Source organism: Bradyrhizobium sp. USDA 4502, from assembly GCF_054063355.1.
Genome location: NZ_JBSSGF010000001.1, coordinates 2,760,236 through 2,774,516, shown reverse-complemented (window position 1 = coordinate 2,774,516; position 14,281 = coordinate 2,760,236). Strand labels below are relative to the sequence as shown.

Here is a 14,281-nt window from a genome sequence, read left to right as displayed (position 1 = left end):
GTCCTCTCCCAACGTTTCTTATCGGATCACCGTCGGGCCCTGATCCGGCACCGCGACGTCGAGGACACGGAATTGCACACGTTCGGTGCCTTGCCAACGGTCGACCGCAAGAGAGCCCGCCACGTGCAATTGCTGGCCGCGATTTTGCGTCAAGGCGCTGCCGAGCTTCTGTCCGACGGAACGGAACGCGATACCGTTGACGATGGAGCCGTCGCCTGACTTGAAGCGCAGCCGCAGATGCGCCTGCCCGACTTCGTCGGCATAGACCAGCTGATGCGACGGCAGCGCGATCACCGGTTCCGGATTGGCGCTGCCGAACGGGCCAGCACGATTGAGTGTCGCGGCGAACTCCGGCGTCACCGCGCGCGCGGTCACGGCGCCGTCGATGAACAGCTCGTTCTCGTGCCGCGAATTGGCGACGTCGGCCGCCAGCGCGCCTTCCATGTAGGCGCGGAATTCGGCGAGCTTCTCCTTGCGCAGCGTGACGCCGGCCGCCATCGCGTGCCCGCCGCCCTTCATCAAAAGGCCGTCGTGCACCGCCTGCCGCACCGCCTTGCCGAGATCGACGCCGCCGATCGAACGGCCCGATCCGGTGCCGATGCCGCCGGGCTCCAGCGCGATCGCAAACGCGGGACGCGCGAACTTCTCCTTCAGCCGCGCCGCAACCAGCCCGACCACGCCGGGATGCCAGCCTTCCGCCGCGGTGACGATGACAGCACCCTTGTCCTCGAGCCCGAGCGAAGCCAGCGCCTCGGCCTCGGCCTGCGCCTCGGCCGCCTGCTCGATCAAGCGCCGCTCGGCGTTGAGACGATCGAGCTCGGCCGCGATCCGCGCGGCTTCGGATATATCGCCTTCGAGCAACAACCGCACGCCGAGATCGGCGCGCCCGATGCGGCCGCCGGCATTGATGCGCGGTCCCAGCATGAAGCCGAGATGCCAGGCCTCCGGCGGCCCGTTCAGCCGCGCGACGTCCATCAACGCAGTGTGGCCGACATGGTCGCGGCGGCGCATCGCGATCAGGCCCTTGGCGACGAAGGCCCGGTTGAGCCCGATCAGCGGCGCGACGTCTGCCACGGTGCCGAGCGCGACGTGATGCAGCACGCTGAGCAGGTCCGGCTCCGGCATCTCGCCGGTCCAGAAGCCGCGCTGGCGCAGTTCGCGATTGACCGCGACCAAGGTCACCAGCACGAGGCCGACCGCCGCGAGATGGCCGAGCCCCGAGAGATCGTCGGGCCGGTTCGGATTCACCAGCGCGTCGACCTCGGGCAACACATCGCCGGTCTGGTGATGATCGATCACGACGACCGACATGCCGAGCTTCCTGGCTTCCGCCAGCGGCTCGATGCTGGTGGTGCCGCAATCGACCGTGACCAGCAGCGTCGCGCCCTTCGCCGCCAGCGCACGCACGGCGTCGACGTTCGGCCCGTAGCCTTCGAAAATACGGTCGGGAATGTGGATCAGCGGGTCCAGCCCGCAATGGCGCAGATGCCAGGTCAGCAGCGCGGCCGAGGTCGCGCCGTCGACGTCGTAGTCGCCGAAGATCGCGACCTTCTCGCCGCGCACCGCGGCATCCGCGATGCGCTTGGCGGCGTGCTCCATCTCGGTGACCGTGTGAGGATCCGGCATCAGCTTGCGGATGGTCGGGTCGAGGAAGTCGGGAACCTCGTCGATCCCGACGTCGCGCCCCGCCAGCACGCGCGCCAGCATTTCCGGCAATTGATAGCGCTGCACGATCGCGAGCGCCCGCGCCGCCCCGCGCGGATCCAGCCGGTCGCGCCAGAGTTTTCCGGTCAGCGACCGCGTCACGCCGAGGAACGCCTGTGGCGCCTCGACGGGCAGTGCGGATGCGTGCAGCGTCATGAGCCCTTCCCAATCAGGCAGGAATCGTAACGCTTCGATGATTTGTGGACCAGTTCTAGCAGCCCATTCGGCTGGCGATTTCCCCGAAATCCTTGGCCACGATGTCCCACTCGCCGGTGGCCTCGAAATCGTACTTCTGCAGCGGACCGTATTCGGTCGGACGCGCCACGAAGGCGGTCTTCAGGCCGAGCTTCTGCGCGTGCTTCAGGTCGTAATTGTGCGCGGCGACCATCATCACCTGCTCCGGCGGCACGCAGAGCAGCTTCGCGGCGCCGAGGTAGGTTTCCGGATCGGGCTTGTAGTGCTCGAACAGTTCGGCCGACATCACGAGATCCCACGGGAGCCCTGCGAACTTCGCCATGTTGGTGAGCAGCGCGACGTTGCCGTTGGAGAGCGGTGAGATGATGTATTTGGTCTTCAGCCGGGTCAGGCCGGCGACGCTGTCGGGCCAGGCGTGCAGGCGATGCCAGCCCAGCGTCAGATGCTGCAAATCGGCCTCGGTCAGCCCCTTGATGTCGAATTGCGCGACGAGTTTTTCCAGCGAGCGGCGGTGCAAGACGTCGAGGATGACGTAGCCGTTCTGCGGGTTCTTGCGCACCTCGTCCATCGAGGCCGCATAGACCGCGCGCCAGCCGTCGACCAGCGCGGTCCAATCGGCCTTGATACCTGATGTCTCGCCCCATCTGGTGAAGTCGTTGATCAGGCTGGTGCGCCAGTCGACCACGGTCCCGAACACGTCGAATACCAGCGCCTTGACCCCGGACAGATCGGACATGGGTGCCTCCCTTTTTCTTGTTGTTGTTTACGCTGTCGTTCCGGGGCGATGCGGAGCATCGAACCCGGAACCTCGAGATTCCGGGTTCGTCCTTCGGACGCCCCGGAATGACAGCGGATATTAGTCCAGGTGGAATTTCTCGAGCTGCCGATGCTCGGCCTTGATGTAGCGCACGGTGCCGGTGACCGAGCGCATCACGACCGTCTCGGTCTCGATCACGTCCTTCTTGAACTTCACGCCGGTCAGCAGCGAGCCGGTGGTGACGCCGGTAGCGGCGAACAGGCAGTCGCCCTTGGCCATGTCCTCGATGCCGTAGATCATCTTCGGATCGGTGACGCCCATCTTGTGCGCGCGCTCGCGCTTCTCCTCGGTGTCGAGGATCAGGCGGCACTGCATCTGGCCGCCGATGCAGCGCAGCGCGACCGCCGCGAGCACGCCCTCTGGCGCGCCGCCGGTACCGATATACATGTCGACGCCGGTCTCATCGGGTTTCGCACAGTGAATGACGCCAGCGACGTCGCCGTCGGTGATCAGCTGCACGGCAGCGCCGGTCGAACGCACGCTGTTGATGATGTCGGCATGGCGCGGACGATCGAGCACCAGCACGTTGATGGCGGTCGGGTCGACGCCCTTGGCCTTGGCGAGCCGGCGGACATTGTCGGCCGGCGGCGCGTCGAGCTCGATCACGTTCTTGGCGTAGCCCGGGCCGATCGCGATCTTCTGCATGTAGACGTCGGGCGCGTGCAGCAGCGTGCCGCCGTCGGCCATCGCCATCGTGGCGATCGAGCCCGGCATGTTCTTGGCGCACAGCGTGGTGCCTTCGAGCGGGTCGACCGCGATGTCGACCTTCGGGCCAGCATTGAGGCCGACCTTCTCGCCGATGAACAGCATCGGTGCCTCGTCGCGCTCACCCTCGCCGATTACGACCGTCCCCTCGATCGGCAGCTTGTTGAGCTCGCGCCGCATCGCGTCGACCGCGGCCTTGTCGGCGGCCTTCTCCTGGCCGTGGCCACGCAGCCGCGCGGCCGACACCGCAGCGCGCTCCGTCACGCGCACGATTTCGAGCGTCAGGATGCGCTCGAGCAGCATCTGCGGCGGAACGGAAATATGGGTCGACATCGGCGTACTCCTTAAGCCTCTGGGACAGGGCAGCCTGCCCGCATCAATCGTCTCACGCCCGACCCGTTCAGGCCATGCGCTAGTTTTTCTCGATCCGGATCACCTGCGGCCGCCCGCTGATGACCTTATCGCGCTGCACTGCGGCCAGCGCACGATGCACGGCATCCTCGCTGGTCGCATAGGTAATCAGAATGACCGGGACCGGTGAAGGTTTTTTGGCCGCGCCGTTCACATCGACGCCATCCGGGTGCCGTTGCACGATGGATTCCAGAGATATCTTCTGTTCCGCCAGCCGGGTGGCGATTGTTGCGGCAGTGCCTGCAAGATCGCGCGCCATCAGGCGGATATAATAGCCACCTTCATGGCGTTCCATCGGCGCCTTGGTGGTGTCGCGCAACCGCTCCACCGGACGGCCGAACGGCTTAGCGCGGATGCCGCGGGCGACGTCGGCGATGTCGGCGACCACGGCGGAGGCCGTCGCGCCGCCGCCGGCGCCGGGTCCCACCAGCGTGATCGGCGGAATCCCCTCGCCGTCGATCGCCACCGCATTGGTGACGCCCATCACCTGCGCGATCGAGGATGATTTCGGCACCATGGTCGGGTGCACGCGCTGCTCAATGCCCTTTGCCGTGCGGACCGCGACGCCGAGCAGCTTGACCCGGTAACCGAGTTCCGCGGCGGCCTTGAGGTCTTCCGGCGTGATCGAGGAGATGCCTTCGACGTAAACCGCGCTTTCCGCGACCTTGGTTCCGAAGGCGAGGCTGGCCAGGATCGCGAGCTTCTGCGCGGTGTCATGACCATCGACGTCGAATGACGGGTTGGCTTCGGCATAGCCGAGCCGCTGGGCGTCCTTCAGACACTCCTCGAACGACAGGCCCTCCTGCTCCATCCGGGTCAGGATGTAATTGCAGGTGCCGTTGAGGATGCCGTAGACGCGGTTGACGCTGGTGCCCGCGAGGCCCTCGCGCAGCGTCTTGATGACCGGGATCGCCGCACCGACCGCCGCCTCGAAATTCAGGGCGCCGCCGTGCTTTTCGGCAGCCGCGGCGAGACGCAGTCCATGCTTGGCGATCAACGCCTTGTTGGCGGTGACGACCGACTTGCCGGCCTTCAGCGCGGTCTCGATCGCGGACAGCGCGGGATCTCCGGCGCCGCCCATCAATTCGACGAAGCAGTCGATATTGGGATCTTCGGCGAGCGCCTCGGGGCTCTTCGCCCAGGCGATGCCGCGCAGGTCGAGGCCGCGCTTCTTGGCTTTCGAGCGCGCCGTGACCGCGACGACGCGAACGCCGCGGCCGCTGCGCTCGGCCAGCGCCCGTCCTTGCGTTTCGATGAGGCGGACGACATCGGCACCGACGGTGCCGAGCCCCGCTATGCCCACGTTCAGGGGTGCGACCATGGATTTAAGGGACCTGGAGATTAAGCAACCTGGAAGGATTAGCGTCGGTTGGCGAGAGGAACGACGTTGTGCAACGTTTCGATGCCGCTTTCAAGGAAGCGGCGCACGCCGCGCGCGGCCTGCCGGATGCGCTGCTCGTTCTCCACCATCGCGATGCGGACATAGCCCTCGCCATGCTCGCCGAACGCAACGCCCGGCGACACCACGACGCCGGATTTCTCCACCATCAGGGTCGCGAACTGCATGCTGCCGACCGCCTCGAACGCCTTGGGCAGCGGCGCCCAGGCGAACATCGAGGCCTGCGGCGGCGGAATGTCCCAGCCGGCGCGGCCGAATGACTCGACCAGCGCATCGCGGCGCTTGCGGTAGGTGTCGCGCATCTCGCGGATGCAGTCGTCGGGACCGTTCAGCGCCGCGGTCGCCGCCACCTGGACCGGCGTGAACGCACCGTAATCGAGATAGGATTTGACCCGCGCCAGCGCCGCGATGATCCGCTCGTTGCCGACCGCAAAACCCATGCGCCAGCCGGCCATCGAGAACGTCTTCGACATCGAGGTGAACTCGACGGTGACGTCGATCGCGCCGGGCACCTGCAGCACCGACGGCGGCGGATTGTTCTCGTCGAAATATACCTCGGCGTAGGCGAGATCGGACAGGATGAAGATGTCGTGCTTCTTCGCGAACGCGACGAGGTCCTTGTAGAAGTCGAGGTCCGCGACATAGGCGGTCGGGTTCGACGGATAGCAGACGATCAGCGCAATCGGCTTCGGGATCGAATGGATGATCGCCCGCTCGACCGCCTCGAAGAACTGCGGCGTCGGCTCCGAGGGCACCGAGCGGATCACGCCGCCCGCCATCAGGAAGCCGAAGGCATGGATCGGGTAGCTCGGATTGGGGCACAGCACGACGTCGCCGGGCGCCGTGATCGCTTGCGCGACGTTGGCAAACCCCTCCTTCGAGCCGAGCGTCGCAACCACCTGGGTGTCGGGGTTGAGCTTGACGCCGAAGCGGCGCGCATAATAGGCGGCCTGGGCCTTGCGCAGGCCGTTGATGCCGCGCGAGGCCGAGTAGCGGTCGGTCCGCGGCTTGCCCAGCGTCTCCTTGAGCTTCTCGATCACATGCGGCGGGGTCGGCAGGTCCGGGTTCCCCATGCCCATGTCGATGATGTCGGCCCCGGCGTTGCGCGCGGCCGCCTTGGCCTGGTTGACCTTCTCAAAGACGTAAGGCGGCAGACGGCGAATGCGGTAAAAATCTTCCATGGGACCCTTGCTCCGACAACCGCGATGCCAGAATCGACCCCCCTTGGTCCTAGCTTGCGGAAGCCGGCTCGGCCTCTGACAGAAATCGCACTGAATCAATGACTTAGAGCGAATTCAGGCGCACGATCTGGGGGCTGCGGCCGGATCTGCGGTTGAACTGGGTTTCTTTTAGCACGGACACCGGGCGGCGCCAGCGCTGATCGGCCGTTTGTCGGGTGCTACTTCCCGCTTTGGGCAGCCGTCGAGGCCTGGCGCGCGCGCGCGGCAATCAGCTCCTGCTCGATCTTGGCCTGGTCCGCCGGCTTGATCGTCGGGTCGGCGCGGTCGGGCGGAAGATCATGGACCGGCAGGTAGCCGGTGGCGTCCTTCTCGCGCGCCGGCGCATCGGCCGGCATCGTCATATCGGCGATCGTGCTCGAGCACCCGCTCAGCGCCACCAACGACGCGAGCAGCACTGCGGCCGCGAGCCCCCTGTTCATTCGATCGATCGGCATGCGCCGAATTGTCCCCAACAAGCTAGCGCGCACGTCGCACGTTGCCGACACGGGTCGCACTGGTACGAGCCTTGCAGCGTCCCCGCTGCGTTAATTTCGACTTCAGCGTTTCAAACCATTGTCGCCCGAAACGCTTAAAGCGGGAACACCAAAAGCGAACCCTGAGGCTTCAATATGACGGAACAAAGATTTTTTCTCGCACCGCAACAGAGCGAAATGCTGGATTTTGACTGATTTGCGTTGCCGCACCGCGCGATGACGCCCTCCAAACGACGCGATATTGTACCTCAGATGAGCAACGTTAGTACCGACACCCAGGCCACCCCGAAATTCAACGCCGAAGCCTTCGCCATGAACATCGCGCGGGCGATGGAGAGCAGCGGCCAGGCGCTGGCAGCCTATCTCAAGCCGCGCCAGACGGGAGAAGTCCGCGACAAGCCGCCGAATGAGCTCGGTGAGGTCATCAAGACCTTCAGCGTGATCGCCGAATATTGGCTGTCCGACAAGGAGCGCGCCTCGTCGCTGCAGATGCAGCTCGGCAAGGACTATCTCGATCTCTGGGGCTCGGCGGTGCGCCGCATGGCCGGCGAGGCAGACGCCAAGCCGGCGATCGCCCCGGCCCCGCGCGACAAGCGCTTCCAGGATCCGGAATGGAAGTCGAACCAGTTCTTCGACTTCATCCTGCAGCTCTATTTGCTGACCTCGAAATGGGCGCAGCAGCTGGTCCATGACGCCGACGGGATCGATCCCCACACGCGCAAGAAGGCCGAATTCTACGTCCAGCAGATCACCAACGCGCTGGCGCCGTCGAATTTCGTGCTGACCAATCCGGAGGTGCTGCGCGCCACCGTCGAGACCAACGGCGACAATCTGGTGCGCGGCATGAAGATGCTGGCCGAGGATATCGAGGCCGGCCACGGCACGCTGCGGATCCGCCAGTCCGACTCGAGCAATCTCGAGGTCGGCGTCAACATGGCGACGACGCCGGGCAAGGTGATCTTCCAGAACGAGCTGATGCAGCTGATCCAGTATTCACCGGCGACCGAGAACGTGCTGCGCACGCCGCTCCTGATCGTGCCGCCCTGGATCAACAAGTTCTACATCCTCGATCTGCGCCCCGAGAAATCCTACATCAAATGGTGCGTCGACCAGGGCATCACGGTGTTCGTGATCTCCTGGGTCAATCCGGACAGGGAGCTCGGCAAGAAGACCTGGGCCGACTACATGACCGAAGGCCCGCTCACGGCGATGGACGTCATCGAGAAGGTCACCGGCGAGATGAAGGTGCACACCGCCGGCTATTGCGTCGGCGGCACCCTGCTCGCCTCGACGCTCGCCTATCTCGCCGAGAAGCGCCGCCAGCGTGTGACGTCGGCGACGTTCTTTGCCGCGCAGGTCGACTTCACCCATGCCGGCGATCTCCTGGTGTTCGTCGACGAAGACCAGATCTCGGCGCTCGAACGCGACATGCAGGAATCCGGCGTGCTCGAGGGCAGCAAGATGGCGATGGCCTTCAACATGCTGCGCTCGAACGACCTGATCTGGTCGTATGTCGTGAACAATTATCTGAAGGGCCAGACGCCCTCCTCATTCGACCTGCTGCACTGGAATTCGGATGCGACGCGGATGCCGTCGTCGAACCACTCCTACTACCTGCGCAACTGCTATCTGGAGAACCGGCTGTCGACCGGCACCATGGTGCTGGACAACACGCTGCTCGATCTGTCGAAGGTGAAGGTGCCGGTCTACAACCTCGCCGCCCGCGAGGATCACATCGCGCCGGCGGAATCGGTGCTCTACGGCTCGCAGTTCTTCGGCGGCCCGGTGAGATATGTGCTGTCCGGCTCCGGCCATATCGCCGGCGTGGTCAATCCACCCGCGTCGAAGAAGTACCAGTACTGGACCAACGACAACATCAAGGACATGAAGCTCGCCGACTGGCTGAAGGGAGCCGAGGAGCACAAGGGCTCGTGGTGGCCCGACTGGCGCGGCTGGCTGGAAAGCCATGACCCGGAGACGGTCCCGGCGCGCATGGTCGGCTCCAACGGCACGCAGGTGCTCGAGGACGCCCCGGGCAGCTATGTCCGCGTCCGCGCGTAGCGCCAACTCTTCCGCTCAGCTATAAACAGACGGTCCCGACGGTCGGGAATCGAATTCACGTGAGGGGGAGACGATGACGCGCGAACTGTTCTGGCTGTCGCTGACGGTGATCCTGACCGGGCTGCTGTGGATTCCTTACCTCATCAACCGCTGGCAGGTGCGCGGCCTCTCCGGCGTCATCGGCAATCCCTCGCGTGGCGACAAGCCGCACGCGGAATGGGCCAACCGGCTGATGTTCGCCCATGACAACGCGGTCGAGAACCTCGTGATCTTCGCGCCGCTGGTCCTGATCCTCAACGCGGCCGACTATTCCACGAAATGGACCGTGCTCGCCTGCGCCGTCTATTTCTGGGCCCGCGTCGCCCATCTGATCGTGTACACGCTGGGCCTGCCGGTGTTCCGCAGCGTGGCCTTCACGGTCGGCTTCCTCGCCCAGGCGGTGCTGGCGCTCGCGATCTTCAAGATCGTCTGATCCAAATATTCCCGCCGGTTGCGGCGACAGCCGCGCCGGCGCGGCATCAACTACCGGCTCTTGCGCACCACGATATGCAGCATCGTCGCGGGAGCCTCGTCAAAGCTCTTGATCTCGCTGGTGTCGGACGAGACTTGCGTCCACGCCCCTGAGGCGGCGTAGGTCGCAGCGAGCCAGTCCGCCGCGGGATAATTGTAGTAGCGGCCGATGCTGTCGCGGCCATCGCCATGGCCGATCTTGTAGCTTGCGTAGAACAAGCCACCGGGTTTCAGCGCCCGAAGGATGCGGCCGATGATGCCGACCAATTCGTCGCGCGGCACGTGCAGCAGGCAGGCGCTGGCCCAGACGCCGTCATAGGCTTCGCGGTCCTCGAGCTCGTCGAACAGCATCGCCTCGACGGGATGATTGATGCGGCGCGCCGCGACCTCGGCCATCTCGGGCGACCCGTCGGTCGCACGCAGCACAAAGCCTTCGGCGAGCATGACAGCGGCATGATTGCCGGCGCCGCAACCGAGTTCGAGGATCGCGCCGCCCGGCGGCAGCAGCTTCAGAAAGCCGATCAGCCGGGTGGACGGGGCTTTCGCCCACCCGGCATAGGTCTCGGCATTGCGCCGATAGAATTGCAGCGTGGCGTCGTCCACGATCCGCTTCGCCGTCAGCTGTCGGCCAGCCCGAGCATCAGCCGCATGTTCTGGACCGCGGCACCCGAGGCGCCCTTGCCCAGATTGTCGAGCCGCGCGACCAGCACCGCCTGGTGGTGCTTGTCGCTGGCGAAGACGTAGAGCTCGAGCTGGTTGGTCTCGTTGAGCGCCTCCGGCTCGAGCCGCCCGCCCTTGGCGGCCTCGTTCTGCAGCGGCATCACCGAGACATATTTGCTGCCCGCGTACCACTTCGCGAGAACAGCCTGCAGGTCGGCACCGGTCACCTTGCCCGGCAGCGCGTCGAGTTGCAGCGGCACCGAGACCAGCATGCCCTGCCGGTAGTTGCCGACCGACGGGATGAAGATCGGCCTTCGCGTCAGATGCGAGTAGAGCTGCATCTCCGGCACGTGCTTGTGCTCGAAGCCGAGGCCGTAGAGTTCGAAGGCCGGCGCCGAGCCGTCCTCGAAGCTGGCGATCATCGACTTGCCGCCGCCCGAATAGCCGCTCACCGCGTTGACGGTGACGGGATAATCCGCCGGCAGCAGGCCGGCGTCGACGATCGGCCGCAGCAGCGCGATCGCGCCGGTCGGATAGCAACCCGGATTGGAGACCTTCTTCGCGTTACGGATCTTGTCGGCCTGGTCGGGCGCGAGCTCGGGGAAACCGTAGGCCCAGTCGGGCGCAACGCGATAGGCCGTCGAGGCGTCGAGCACTTTCGGCGCGGCATTGCCCATCGTGTCGATCAGCGCCACAGTCTCCTTGGCGGCCTCGTCAGGCAGGCAGAGGATCACGAGATCCACCTCCTCCATCAGCGCGCGCTTGGCGCCGGCATCCTTCCGCTTGTCCTCGGCGATGTGCTTCACCGCAACGTCGCCGATCGAGAGCAGCCGCTCCTGGATGCCGAGGCCGGTCGTGCCGGACGCGCCATCGACGAACACGGTGGCCTTGGTCGCACCGCTCCTGGTTTTCGGTTGGTTGGTGTCGGTGAGGGTCATGGCACGTTCCTTTCGAGCTCGTTCGTTTCGTTTAACACATCTGGCCGCGCCTGCGCCGCCAACGGGGATGGGCAGTTATCCTTAGATTGAGCGCCCCTCGCCAGCGACAACAACCCCCGCTCATGGAAACAGCGCGATCTGCTCCAGTCCAGTGGTTTCGGGCAAGCCGAACATCAGGTTCATGTTCTGGATCGCCTGTCCGGCCGAACCCTTCACAAGATTATCGAGCGTCGAGAGCACGATGGCGCGGTTCTTGATCCGGTCGGCGACGACGCCGATCTGAACATAATTCGAACCACGCACGTTCTGCGTCTGTGGCAGCACACCCTTCTTCGTCACATATACGAACGGCTCGTTGGCGTAGGCCCTTTCCAGCTCGGCGCGCAAATCGTCCGGCGTAGCCCCGTTGAGCTTGACATAGGATGTGCAGAACTCACCCCGCGCCATCGGAATGAGATGCGGGGTGAAGTTCACCGTCACAGCCGAGCCAGCGGCCGCGCCAATCTCCTGCTCAATCTCCGCCGAGTGTCGATGGCTTCCGATCGAATAGGGCGACAACCCTTCGCCGGCCTCGCTGAACAGCGTGTTCTGCTTCAGTCCGCGTCCGGCGCCGGTGACGCCCGACTTTGCGTCGATGATGATGTCGTCGACGTCAATCAGCTTTGCCTTCGCCAGCGGAACAAGCGCCAGCAGCACCGCCGTCGGATAGCAGCCGGGACAGGCTACCAGCCGCGCGGCCGTGACCTCCTCCCGGTAGAGTTCGGTCAGCCCATAGACCGCCTCGTCCTGCAATTCGAGCGCCCGGTGCTCATGGCCGTACCATTGCGCATAGCTGTCTTTGTTGCGCAGCCGGAAGTCCGCGGACATATCGAGGATCTTGATTCTGGGATTGGCTTTCAGCACCGCGGCGATGATCTCTTGCGTCGTCCCGTGCGGCAGTCCGCAGAACAGGGCATCGAGCCGCGTCCAGTCGACCTTTTCCCATTCCACGAGTTTTGGCAGGTCGAGCATGAAGAAGTGAGGAAACACCTCGCTCATCGTCTTGCTGGCATGGGTGTTAGCGGTAAGCGCGGTGATTTCGGCATTCGGGTGCCGCGCCAACAGGCGCACCGCGTCGGCGCCGGTGTAGCCGGACGCGCCCAAAATTCCGATTTTCTTCTTCGTCATTGCTCGCTCCTCGGAAGCGTAGTCATCTCGGTCTGTATCAGCGCGAAAGCCTGCGGGCGCACCTCGCGCATCAAGGCCGCGATGTCTTGGGCACCGGCTTCGGCCTGCAAAGCGAGCGTGTTGCCGACCGCCGCGAAATCGGTTTCAGACTTGTGCTGGTTCAGCTTGAAGCTGCCCTCCACCTCTTCCACCATCATCTCGAGACCCACGATGGCCTTCTTCATGGTTTCCAGCCTCGCGGCGGTCATCTTGCCCGACACCCACGGCTTTTTCGGCAGCAGCCGGTCCTCGAACTTGGCGCTCAGCGCGTCGATCTGAACGGCAAGCTCGTCATCCGACAACGTCCGCACCGGCCCGGTCAGATGCACCGCCTGATAGAGCCAGGTCGGCACCTGATCGGGTGACACGTACCAGTCCGGCGAAACATAGGCGTCGGCGCCGGTAACGGCCAGCAGCCAAGGTGACCCGCCCGCCAGCTTTACCAGCGGATTGTGACGGGCAACATGAAACAGCGCCCGCGGCGTCCCGTCGGCGGCGTAAGTCAAGTAGAACGGGAGCGCGGAGGCGATCGGCTTGCCGCCGTCCCACGCGCAGGCCATGCCGAAACCGCGCGCTTCCGCGAAGGCAAGGCTCGCGGCACGGTCAGGCTTGAAGGGCGGTGGCGTATACATGGTCAAAGCTCCTGCATGACGAAGGAGCCGCCAGATCGAACCGCGTGTCTTTTTCAGGAGAGCGCCGCGGGATCGGGTCCGGCGGCAGAGGCGATGGTCTTAAACGCGAGCGACCGCTCATACCGCGATAATGCGGCGGCGGCGGGCAATGATGATGGTCGCGGCGTTGATCATGGGCGCGGCTATAAGGCCGCGCCCCCTTGACGTCAAGTTGTTGCTTGTCATTCCGGGGCGATGCACAGCATCGAACCCGGAATCTCGCGCTAGGACCTCCAGATCCCGGGGTTCGCGCTCCGCGCGCCCTCAGGTGCGCAATGGCGCACCGGGGAATGACTGGCTAGATCGCCGGATTCCACGGTGCCGGCACGACGCGATAGCCGCCGCCGTCCTTCACCACATTGCCGAGGCCCGGGAACGGATAGTGGAAGCCCTGCACCTGGAGCCGCTCGGCAACCACCATGTCGTAGATGCGGCGGCGGGTCTTCTCCGCCACGTCGCCGTCCTGGTCGAAGAACGCATGCCAGCCGGGGTTGGTCGCGAACAGGTTCGGATTGTTGGTGACGTCGGACTGGATGAAGACCTTGTCCGGGCCCGAGGCCAGCACGTAGGAGGTGTGGCCCGGCGTGTGGCCGACGGTCTCGACCGAGGTCAGGCCCGGCGCGATCTCCTTGCCCCACTCGTAGGGCGTGACCTTCTTCTTCAGGCCGGCTTCGAAGATATTGCGGTTGTTCTTGAACAGGCCCTGCATGCGGCCGGCCGGCGCCCGGCTCATCTCGCCGTCGTCCATCCAGAACTTCCACTCGGTCGCCGGCACCAGCACCTCGGCATTCGGGAATGCCGGCGTGCCTTCGGCGGTCAAGAGGCCGTTCACGTGGTCGCCGTGGAAATGCGAGATCACGACCATGTCGACATTCTTGGGATCGAAGCCGGCGGCGACGAAATTGTCGGCGAACAGGCCATTGGCGCCCTTCGTGCTGGCCTTCGCCAGCGCGCCATTGCCGGTGTCGATCACCACCAGCTTGCCGCCGGTGTTGAGCACCAGTGGCGCGAACCAGATCGTCATCATGTCGCGCGGCATGAACGCCTTCTCCAGCGCCGCGTTGACGTCGTCCCGCTTCGCATTGGGGATGAAGGAGTCTTCCAGCTTGAAGACGTTCTTGCCATCGGACACCACGGTGACGAGGATGTCGCCGACCTTGTAGCGATAGAAGCTCGGCGCCTGCTTGTCGGCGACCGCCGCCACAGCGGCCGCAGGAACGGCTGATAGCAACGGTGCAGCGGCAATGCCGGCAGCACCCGCGAGAGCGTGACGTCGTGTCAATTCCATGT

13 protein-coding genes are annotated in these 14,281 nt (G+C 64.9%); 2 read left to right on the top strand and 11 right to left on the bottom strand.

Going from position 1 to position 14,281, the window contains the following annotated elements; genetic code table 11:
* Positions 1-18: 18 nt before the first annotated feature.
* The 6 genes from recJ to ACVW1B_RS12535 all read right to left on the bottom strand — a co-directional run bounded on the left by recJ (position 19) and on the right by ACVW1B_RS12535 (position 6,906).
* Positions 19-1,860, bottom strand: a complete 1,842-nt coding sequence (recJ, locus tag ACVW1B_RS12560; protein ID WP_253608741.1) for a single-stranded-DNA-specific exonuclease RecJ — start codon at positions 1,858-1,860, stop codon at positions 19-21.
* Between the two features lie 55 nt (positions 1,861-1,915).
* Complete coding sequence (locus ACVW1B_RS12555) at positions 1,916-2,635, bottom strand: haloacid dehalogenase type II (RefSeq protein WP_456821632.1); 720 nt, start codon at positions 2,633-2,635, stop codon at positions 1,916-1,918.
* 120 nt (positions 2,636-2,755) lie between these two features.
* Complete coding sequence (gene glpX / locus ACVW1B_RS12550; RefSeq protein ID WP_050420275.1) at positions 2,756-3,754, bottom strand: class II fructose-bisphosphatase; 999 nt, start codon at positions 3,752-3,754, stop codon at positions 2,756-2,758.
* Between the two features lie 79 nt (positions 3,755-3,833).
* Positions 3,834-5,153 (bottom strand): homoserine dehydrogenase, encoded by a 1,320-nt coding sequence (locus ACVW1B_RS12545; protein WP_028342125.1) that lies wholly within the window; start codon positions 5,151-5,153, stop codon positions 3,834-3,836.
* A gap of 38 nt (positions 5,154-5,191) precedes the next feature.
* Positions 5,192-6,412, bottom strand: coding sequence for an LL-diaminopimelate aminotransferase (locus ACVW1B_RS12540; RefSeq protein ID WP_016842955.1), 1,221 nt, complete (start codon positions 6,410-6,412; stop codon positions 5,192-5,194).
* Positions 6,413-6,630: 218 nt separating this feature from the next.
* Positions 6,631-6,906, bottom strand: coding sequence for a hypothetical protein (locus ACVW1B_RS12535; RefSeq protein WP_253608743.1), 276 nt, complete (start codon positions 6,904-6,906; stop codon positions 6,631-6,633).
* A 291-nt stretch (positions 6,907-7,197) separates the two neighbouring features.
* Between ACVW1B_RS12535 and ACVW1B_RS12530 the strand changes: the two genes are divergently transcribed.
* Both ACVW1B_RS12530 and ACVW1B_RS12525 read left to right on the top strand, forming a co-directional pair.
* Positions 7,198-9,006 carry a PHA/PHB synthase family protein gene (locus ACVW1B_RS12530; protein WP_253608746.1) on the top strand — a complete coding sequence of 603 codons (1,809 nt, stop codon included), beginning with the start codon at positions 7,198-7,200 and terminating at the stop codon, positions 9,004-9,006.
* A 73-nt stretch (positions 9,007-9,079) separates the two neighbouring features.
* Positions 9,080-9,478: an MAPEG family protein gene (locus ACVW1B_RS12525; protein WP_253608747.1), complete on the top strand. Its 399-nt coding sequence runs from the start codon at positions 9,080-9,082 to the stop codon at positions 9,476-9,478.
* Between the two features lie 50 nt (positions 9,479-9,528).
* On the opposite strand, the gene ACVW1B_RS12520 is transcribed toward ACVW1B_RS12525, so the two are convergent.
* The 5 genes from ACVW1B_RS12520 to ACVW1B_RS12500 all read right to left on the bottom strand — a co-directional run bounded on the left by ACVW1B_RS12520 (position 9,529) and on the right by ACVW1B_RS12500 (position 14,279).
* On the bottom strand, positions 9,529-10,119 hold the full coding sequence (locus ACVW1B_RS12520; RefSeq protein WP_456780617.1) for a class I SAM-dependent methyltransferase: 591 nt from the start codon (positions 10,117-10,119) through the stop codon (positions 9,529-9,531).
* Between the two features lie 14 nt (positions 10,120-10,133).
* The gene (gene argC / locus ACVW1B_RS12515; RefSeq protein WP_253608752.1) at positions 10,134-11,114 is read right to left on the bottom strand and encodes an N-acetyl-gamma-glutamyl-phosphate reductase; all 981 of its coding nucleotides are present in this window, start codon (positions 11,112-11,114) and stop codon (positions 10,134-10,136) included.
* 120 nt (positions 11,115-11,234) lie between these two features.
* Entirely contained in the window at positions 11,235-12,281 is a 1,047-nt protein-coding gene (gene argC, locus ACVW1B_RS12510; protein ID WP_456780618.1) for an N-acetyl-gamma-glutamyl-phosphate reductase, read from the bottom strand.
* A complete protein-coding gene (locus ACVW1B_RS12505) occupies positions 12,278-12,952 on the bottom strand; it encodes an FMN-binding negative transcriptional regulator (protein WP_057018592.1) in 675 nt (224 codons plus the stop codon). The genes argC (ACVW1B_RS12510) and ACVW1B_RS12505 overlap by 4 nt, the downstream gene beginning before the upstream one ends.
* Positions 12,953-13,289: 337 nt before the next feature.
* On the bottom strand, positions 13,290-14,279 hold the full coding sequence (locus ACVW1B_RS12500) for an MBL fold metallo-hydrolase (RefSeq protein ID WP_253608755.1): 990 nt from the start codon (positions 14,277-14,279) through the stop codon (positions 13,290-13,292).
* Positions 14,280-14,281: the final 2 nt, after the last annotated feature.

Coding starts and splice junctions, on each gene's coding strand:
- ACVW1B_RS12555 (WP_456821632.1), bottom strand. CDS start 2,635: ATGTCCGATCTGTCCGGGGTCAAGGCGCTGGTATTCGACGTGTTCGGG.
- ACVW1B_RS12535 (WP_253608743.1), bottom strand. CDS start 6,906: ATGCCGATCGATCGAATGAACAGGGGGCTCGCGGCCGCAGTGCTGCTC.
- recJ (WP_253608741.1), bottom strand. CDS start 1,860: ATGACGCTGCACGCATCCGCACTGCCCGTCGAGGCGCCACAGGCGTTC.
- ACVW1B_RS12525 (WP_253608747.1), top strand. CDS start 9,080: ATGACGCGCGAACTGTTCTGGCTGTCGCTGACGGTGATCCTGACCGGG.
- glpX (WP_050420275.1), bottom strand. CDS start 3,754: ATGTCGACCCATATTTCCGTTCCGCCGCAGATGCTGCTCGAGCGCATC.
- argC (WP_456780618.1), bottom strand. CDS start 12,281: ATGACGAAGAAGAAAATCGGAATTTTGGGCGCGTCCGGCTACACCGGC.
- ACVW1B_RS12500 (WP_253608755.1), bottom strand. CDS start 14,279: ATGGAATTGACACGACGTCACGCTCTCGCGGGTGCTGCCGGCATTGCC.
- ACVW1B_RS12545 (WP_028342125.1), bottom strand. CDS start 5,153: ATGGTCGCACCCCTGAACGTGGGCATAGCGGGGCTCGGCACCGTCGGT.
- argC (WP_253608752.1), bottom strand. CDS start 11,114: ATGACCCTCACCGACACCAACCAACCGAAAACCAGGAGCGGTGCGACC.
- ACVW1B_RS12530 (WP_253608746.1), top strand. CDS start 7,198: ATGAGCAACGTTAGTACCGACACCCAGGCCACCCCGAAATTCAACGCC.
- ACVW1B_RS12505 (WP_057018592.1), bottom strand. CDS start 12,952: ATGTATACGCCACCGCCCTTCAAGCCTGACCGTGCCGCGAGCCTTGCC.
- ACVW1B_RS12540 (WP_016842955.1), bottom strand. CDS start 6,412: ATGGAAGATTTTTACCGCATTCGCCGTCTGCCGCCTTACGTCTTTGAG.